Genomic DNA, 6953 nt, shown 5'->3' with positions numbered 1-6953 from the left:
GTGCTCGGCCCGTGGGCGGACGCCCTGACGGCCGTCGTCGTGACCCGGGCGGGCGCGGGGCCGGGCGGGCCGCTCGCCGCCGCGGGTCCGGGTCCGCTCGCCGTCGAGCTGCCCGCGGCGGTCGCCGCCGCCGTGGTCGCCGTGGCGGTGGTCCTCGCGCGCAGCACGTCGCCCGGGTGGGCCCTGCAGGCGGCCGCGCCGCGCGCCGCGGTCGTCGCCCTGCTCGTCGTGCCCGTCCTCGTCGCCGTCGACGGCACCGGCGCCGGCGCGTGGCGGGCGGGCGCCGTGCTCCTGCTCGGCGCGGCCCTCGCGCTCCTGGACCGGGCGCGCGACGACGAGCGGCTCGGCCTGGTCCTCGCGGCGACGGCCGGTGTCGTCGCGGCGCTGCGCGGCGGCCCGGAGCCGGTGGAGCTCCCGCTCGTGCTCGTCGGCCTGGTCGCCGCCGCGGTCGGCGCGCGCCGGCTGCACCGCGACCCGACCGCCGGCTCCTGGGCGACGCTGGGTGTCCCCGTCGCGCTGACCGTCGGTGCGCCCCTCGTCGGCCTGCTCGTGGCCGCCACGCCGTGGCGGGCGACGACGACGCTGGTCCTCGCGCTCGTCGCGACGCTCGCCGGCGCGGTCCGGCGCCTGCAGGCGCCGTTCGTGCTCGGGGCGGGTGCGGCCCTCGCGGCAGCGGCGGTGCTGCTGATCCCCGTCACCGCGACCGCGCTCGCGCGCGTCGACGGCTGGGTGCTGCTCGCCGTCGGCGGCACGGCCGTGCTGGCGCTCGGGCTCACCTACGAGCGGCGGGTGCGCGAGGCGCGCGAGGCCGTCCGGGTGGTGGCCGCGATGCGGTGACCGGCCGTCAGGCGCCGAGGGCGGCCAGCAGCGACCCCGCGTCGGGGCTGCGGTCGAGCAGGTCGCCCACGTGGGCGCGGGTGCCGCGCAGCGGGTCCCGCATCGGCACGCGCTGGAGCGTCTCGGCACCGGCGACGTCGAACACGACCGAGTCCCAGCTCGCCGCCGAGATCTCGCCCGCGTACCGCGCCACCGCCTCCCCCCGGAAGTAGGCGCGGGTGTCCTGGGGCGGGTGCACGACGGCGTCGGCGACCTCCCGCGGCGTCACCAGCAGCTCCACGGCGCCGGCCCCGACCAGCCGGTGGTACAGGCCGCGCTCCGGCCGCACGTCCGACCACTGGAGGTCGACCGCCGCGAGCCGGGGGTGGTCCCACGCGAGGTGGTCCCGCCGCCGCATGCCCTCGAGGAGCCGCAGCTTCGCGAGCCACTCCACCTCGCGGGCGCACGAGGCGGGGTCCGTCCCGAGCCGCTCGAGCAGCGACGCCCAGCGGGCCAGCACGTCGGCCGTCTGCTCGTCCGGCGACCCGCCCGCGGCGTCCAGCGCCGCCCGCACGGCGGCGAGGTACTCCGCCTGCACCTGCAGCGCGGTCAGGCGCCGCCCGTCGGCGAGCTCGAGCTGTTCCGTGAGCGTCAGGTCGTGGCTCACGGCGTGCACGGCGCCGACCGGGTCGCGCAGCGCCAGCCGGTCGAGCGCCCGCACGGCGTCGCGCGGGACCGCGCCCGCCTCGACCTGCTCGATCAGCCACAGCACGAGCGACGTCGTCCCGAGCCGCACGTACGTGGCGACCTCGAGCATCGTCGCGTCGCCGATGATGACGTGCAGCCGTCGCCACCGCGTCGGGTCGGCGTGCGGCTCGTCGCGCGTGTTGACGATGGGCCGGCGCAGCGTCGTCTCGAGGCCGATCTCCGCCTCCATGTAGTCCGCCCGCTGCGCGAGCTGGAAGCCCGGGGTCTCCCCCCGCTGGCCCAGCCCGACGCGCCCCGCGCCGGTGAACACCTGGCGGGTGACCAGGAACGACGTGATGCGCGCCGCGAGGTCGGCGAACGGCACCCCGCGGTCGACGAGGTAGTTCTCGTGCATGCCGTACGTGGCGCCCTTGCCGTCGACGTTGTTCTTGTACAGCGTCACGTCGGGCAGGGCGGCGTTCGACGCGAGCGCGCGCACCGAGTCGAGCATGACGAGCTCGCCCGCCCGGTCCCAGCGCACCGCGTCGAGCGGGTTCGTCACCTCGGGCGACGAGTACTCCGGGTGCGCGTGGTCGACGTACAGGCGCGCGCCGTTGGTGAGGATGACGTTCGCGGCGCCGGGGTCCTCGTACTCCTCGACCGTGGCCCGGGGCATCTCCTGCGGGCCGTCGCCCGACGGCGCCGGGACCGTCGCGGAGTCCGTGAGCATCGACGGGTGCGCGGACGCCCGCTGCAGGTGGAACCCGCGGGCGTCGTGCAGCGGGTCCTCGTCGTCGTAGTCCCAGCGGGCGCGGGTGCGTCCCGCCTCCCGGGCCGCCGCGTGCACCGCGACGACGTGGCTCGACAGCAGCATCGGGTTCGCCATCGGCCGGCCCGGCTGCAGGACGCCGTACTCGGTCTCGATGCCCATCACGCGGCGCACGGTCACGGCGCCCACCCTAGGCGGGATCGACGGGGACCTCGCCCCGCCGGACGCACCGTGGCGCACCGCCCCGGGACGGGGACGGTGCGCCGCGGTGCGGGCGCCGGAGGGCCGGCGTCAGAGGTACTGGCCGGTGCTCGTCACGTTCTCGATCGTGCGGGACGCGTCGACGCCCTTCTTGCCCTGGACGATCGTGCGGATGAACACGATGCGCTCCCCCTTCTTGCCGGAGATGCGCGCCCAGTCGTCGGGGTTCGTCGTGTTCGGCAGGTCCTCGTTCTCCTTGAACTCGTCGACGCACGCCGTGAGCAGGTGGTCGACGCGGATGCCGCGCTGCCCGGTCGAGAGCAGGTCCTTGATCGCCGTCTTCTTCGCGCGGTCGACGACGTTCTGGATCATCGCCCCGGAGTTGAAGTCCTTGAAGTACAGGACCTCCTTGTCACCGCTCGCGTACGTGACCTCGAGGAACCGGTTCTCGTCGCTCTCGGAGTACATGCGCTCCACGACCCGCGAGATCATCGCCTCGACAGCCGCTGGCGCGGACCCGCCGTGCTCCGCGAGGTCGTCGGGGTGGATCGGCAGCCCGGCCGTCAGGTACTTGGCGAAGATCTCGCGGGCGCCCTCGGCGTCGGGACGCTCGATCTTGATCTTCACGTCGAGCCGGCCCGGGCGCAGGATCGCCGGGTCGATCATGTCCTCGCGGTTGGACGCCCCGATGACGATGACGTTGTCGAGCCGCTCGACGCCGTCGATCTCCGACAGCAGCTGCGGGACGATCGTCGTCTCGACGTCGCTGGAGACGCCGGTGCCGCGCGTGCGGAACAGCGACTCCATCTCGTCGAAGAACACGACGACCGGGTGCCCCTGCGACGCCTTCTCGCGCGCCCGGGCGAAGATGAGCCGGATGTGCCGCTCGGTCTCGCCGACGTACTTGTTGAGCAGCTCAGGGCCCTTGACGTTGAGGAAGTAGCTGCGCGCGTCGGTGACGTCCTCCCCGCGCGCGGCGGCCGCCGTCGCGGCGAGCGAGTGCGCGACCGCCTTGGCGATGAGCGTCTTGCCGCACCCCGGCGGGCCGTACAGCAGCACGCCCTTGGGCGGCTTGAGCCCGTGCTCCCGGAAGAGGTCGGGGTGCAGGAACGGCAGCTCGACGGCGTCCCGGATCGCCTCGATCTGCGGGCCGAGCCCGCCGATGTCCCCGTAGTCGATGTCGGGGACCTCCTCGAGCACGAGCTCCTCGACCTCCGCGCGCGGGATGACCTCGAAGACGAACCCGCTGCGGGAGTCGATGGTCAGGGCGTCGCCGACGCGCACGCCGGCGTCGCGCACCTGGCCGGCGAAGCGCACGACCCGCTCCTCGTCGCCGCGCCCCACCACGAGCGCACGGTCCTGGCCGAGGATCTCCTTGACGGTGACCAGCTCGCCGACCTGCTCGTAGCCGCCGGCCTCGACGACCGTCAGGGCCTCGTTGAGCATGACCTCCTGGCCGGGGTGCAGCCGGTGCACGTCGAGCGTCGGGCTCGCGCCGACGTGCATCTTGCGGCCGGCGGAGACGACGTCGACCGTCCCGTCGGGGCGGGCGGCGAGGAACGTGGCGTACGTGCCGGGCGGCTTGGCGAGGTCGTCGACCTGCCGCTTGAGCTCGAGGATCTGCTCGCGCGCCGCGACGAGGGCCTCGCTGAGGCGCTCGTTCTTCGCGGCGAGCACCGCGAGCTCGCGGTGCAGGTCGTGTCCAGGGGCAGCCGGTTCCGTCATGGTGTCGGCCCTCCGTTCCGCGTCGCGCAGCGTCCTTCCGGTCCACCCTGCACGTCCCTGTGCCAGCTGGTCCGACGACCCTAACCGCCGGTGTCAACCACGGGGACCCGCACGGACGGGTGTGTCCCCGGCGTCCCGGAGGGTGGGACGCCGGGCCGGGCGCGCGTCAGCCGTCGCGCGGCTCGCCGGCCGTCGCGTCGTCCGCGACGTCGTCGAGCACGTCGTCGAGCACGTCGTCGCGCGCGTCGCCGAGCACGTGGTCCGGCACGTCGCCCGGCGCGCCGGCGAGGTCGTCGGGCGCGACGTGCAGGTCCCGCCGCACGCGGCGCACCTTCTTGTCGGACACCGCGCGCTCACCGAGCGCCTCGGGCGACCACAGGGTCGCGTCGGCGGCGGGCGCGCCGTCCTCGGCGACCGGGTAGTTGCCCTTGGCGGGCCGGCGGCGGCGCTGGGGCGGCTCCACGCCGTCGGCGAGGCGCCGGGTCGTGAGCAGGAACCCGGTGTGGCCGACCATGCGGTGCTGCGGACGCACCGCCAGCCCCTCGAGGTGCCAGCCGCGGACCATCGACTCCCACGCCTCCGGCTCGGTGTACCGGCCGTCGGCGCGCAGGTCCTCGGCGAGCCGGGACAGCTGCGTGGTCGTCGCGACGTAGCAGACGAGGACCCCGCCGGGGCTGAGCGCCGTCGCCACGGCGTCGAGGTTTTCCCACGGTGCGAGCATGTCGAGGACGACGCGGTCGACGGTGCCGGGCTCGACCAGGGTCGGGAGCTGCTCGGCGAGGTCGCCGACGGTCAGCGTCCACGCCGGGTGCGGGCCGCCGAAGAACGTCTCGACGTTGCCGCGGGCGATCGCGGCGAAGTCCTCGCGCCGCTCGACCGACAGCAGCCGCCCGCCGTCGCCGACGGCGCGCAGCAGCGACAGGGTGAGGCCGCCGGACCCGACGCCGGCCTCGACGACGGTCGCGCCCGGGAAGACGTCACCCATCGTGACGATCTGGCCGGCGTCCTTCGGGTAGACGACGGCCGCGCCGCGCGGCATCGACAGCACGTGGTCGGGGAGCAGCGGGCGCAGCGCGAGGTACTCGATCCCCGCGGTGTTGCGCACCACGGACCCCTCGGGCGCGCCGACCAGCTCCTCGTGCCGGAAGTACCCCTTGTGCGTGTGGAACGTACCGTCGGGGTGCAGCGTGATGGTGTGCAGGCGGCCGCGGGGGTCGGTGAGCTGGACGCGCTCGCCGACGCGGAACGGTCCGCGCCGCTGGGCGGCCCCGGTCGGGGCGGGCACGGGCGCGTCGTCGTGGGTCACGGGGGGCGAGTCTAGGTGCCGGTGCGCGGCGCGGCGGCCACGGGCTGGGTGCGGGACGGGCGGTGGGGACGAGGTCGCGGGCGGCTCAGGCCCGCAGCGCCGCCAGCACGTCGGCCGTCCGCACGAGCGCGACGACGCGCCCCTCGACGACGGCCGCCACCACGGGCCCGTGCGCGGTGGCCGTGCTCAGCGCCGCGAGCAGGGCCTCCCCCGTGAGCGTGCCGTCGACCTCGGCGCCGACGGGGATCGGCGACGACACGGCGCCGACGGTCGTCGCGTCGGCCAGCGCGTCGGGCACGCGGGCGGCGGCGTCCGGGTCCACGTACGCGGCCGCGCGCCCGTCGGGCGCCACGACGACGACCTCCTGGACGGCCGCCGCGTGCGCGGCGGCGCGCGCCTGCGCGAGCGACGCCCGTGCGCCGACCGTCACGGCGGGCCGTCCGACGGCCCGCACCGAGAGCGCGTCGACGGCGCGCCCGGTCCGGGCACCGCGGACGGCCGCCGACGCGCCCGACCACAGGACGGCGCCGAGCAACGCCGACCACGCGACCGTCACGAGGCTGGGCCGGCTGCCCTCGAGCAGCGGCACGGCGAGCGCGACGACCAGGACCCCGACGGCGACCGCGCGGCCGACCCAGCCGGCGGCCACGGCGCCGCGGTGGCGGTCGCCCGTGACGGCCCAGACACCGGCCTCGAGCACGCGCCCGCCGTCCAGCGGCAGGCCGGGCACCAGGTTGAACGCGCCGACGAACCCGTTGGCGACGGCGCCCGCCCACAGCAGCGCCGCGAGGACGGTGCCGTCGGCCGCGACGAGCCACGCGACGAGGAAGCCGCCCGCGAGCACCAGGTTGGCGGCGGGGCCGACGGCCGCGACGAGCGCCGCCGTCGCGGGCGTCGGCGCGGCGCCGCCGAACGTCGTGTGCCCGCCCATGAGGGTGAGCACGAAGGCGTGCGGCTGCTGCCCCCGCGCGCGGGCGACGAGGCCGTGGGCGAGCTCGTGCACGAGCACCGAGCCGAAGAGGAGCACGACGAACACGGCCGCGACGACGTACGTGAGCCCGCGCTCGAGGCCCGTGAAGCGCTGCACCGTCGGCGCGAAGGCGACCGTGAGGACGACCACGGCGACGAGCCAGCTGGGCGCCAGGACGACGGGCGCGCCCGCGACGTGCCCGAGGACCCAGCCGGACGGGCGCGCGGGACGCGGGGTGCTCACGGCGCCAGCGTACGGTCCGCCGCGTGCGCGGGGCCGACGCACCGACCGCGCCGGCCGCACGCGTGCCCCGCGGGGCGGCCGGACGTGTCGGTGCCGGCGCCTACCCTCGTCGCGTGGCCCTCGACACCGCACTCTCCCCCGCCCCTCCCCCCTCACCCGCCCCCGCAGCCGCCTCCTCCGACCCCGCTCCCGTCGGGCAGGACACGGGCGACCCCGCTCCGGCGGCGACCGGGGTC

General features: G+C 76.3%; 5 protein-coding genes. 1 reads left to right on the top strand and 4 read right to left on the bottom strand.

The genetic code is table 11. The features are described from left to right. Positions 1 to 837: SCO7613 C-terminal domain-containing membrane protein (locus tag AB6N23_RS06385; protein ID WP_412865255.1), on the top strand; the 837-nt coding region annotated here is incomplete at its 5' end. Between the two features lie 7 nt (positions 838 to 844). On the opposite strand, the gene dop is transcribed toward AB6N23_RS06385, so the two are convergent. The 4 genes from dop to AB6N23_RS06365 all read right to left on the bottom strand — a co-directional run bounded on the left by dop (position 845) and on the right by AB6N23_RS06365 (position 6717). After that, positions 845 to 2452, bottom strand: coding sequence for a depupylase/deamidase Dop (gene dop / locus AB6N23_RS06380; RefSeq protein WP_412865254.1), 1608 nt, complete (start codon positions 2450 to 2452; stop codon positions 845 to 847). A gap of 111 nt (positions 2453 to 2563) precedes the next feature. Beyond that, a complete protein-coding gene (arc, locus tag AB6N23_RS06375; RefSeq protein WP_412865253.1) occupies positions 2564 to 4198 on the bottom strand; it encodes a proteasome ATPase in 1635 nt (544 codons plus the stop codon). A gap of 166 nt (positions 4199 to 4364) precedes the next feature. Beyond that, positions 4365 to 5504, bottom strand: coding sequence for a tRNA (adenine-N1)-methyltransferase (locus AB6N23_RS06370; protein ID WP_412865252.1), 1140 nt, complete (start codon positions 5502 to 5504; stop codon positions 4365 to 4367). 85 nt (positions 5505 to 5589) lie between these two features. Continuing rightward, a complete protein-coding gene (locus AB6N23_RS06365) occupies positions 5590 to 6717 on the bottom strand; it encodes a site-2 protease family protein (protein WP_412865251.1) in 1128 nt (375 codons plus the stop codon). Between the last annotated feature and the right edge of the window lie 236 nt (positions 6718 to 6953).

It is taken from the genome of Cellulomonas pasadenensis, assembly GCF_047229365.1.
GTDB lineage: Bacteria > Actinomycetota > Actinomycetes > Actinomycetales > Cellulomonadaceae > Cellulomonas.
This window is presented reverse-complemented; position numbering and strand designations above follow the sequence as displayed.

What these genes read in the sequence shown, in the direction of transcription:
- arc (WP_412865253.1), bottom strand. Translation starts at nt 4,198, where the DNA reads ATGACGGAACCGGCTGCCCCTGGACACGACCTGCACCGCGAGCTCGCG.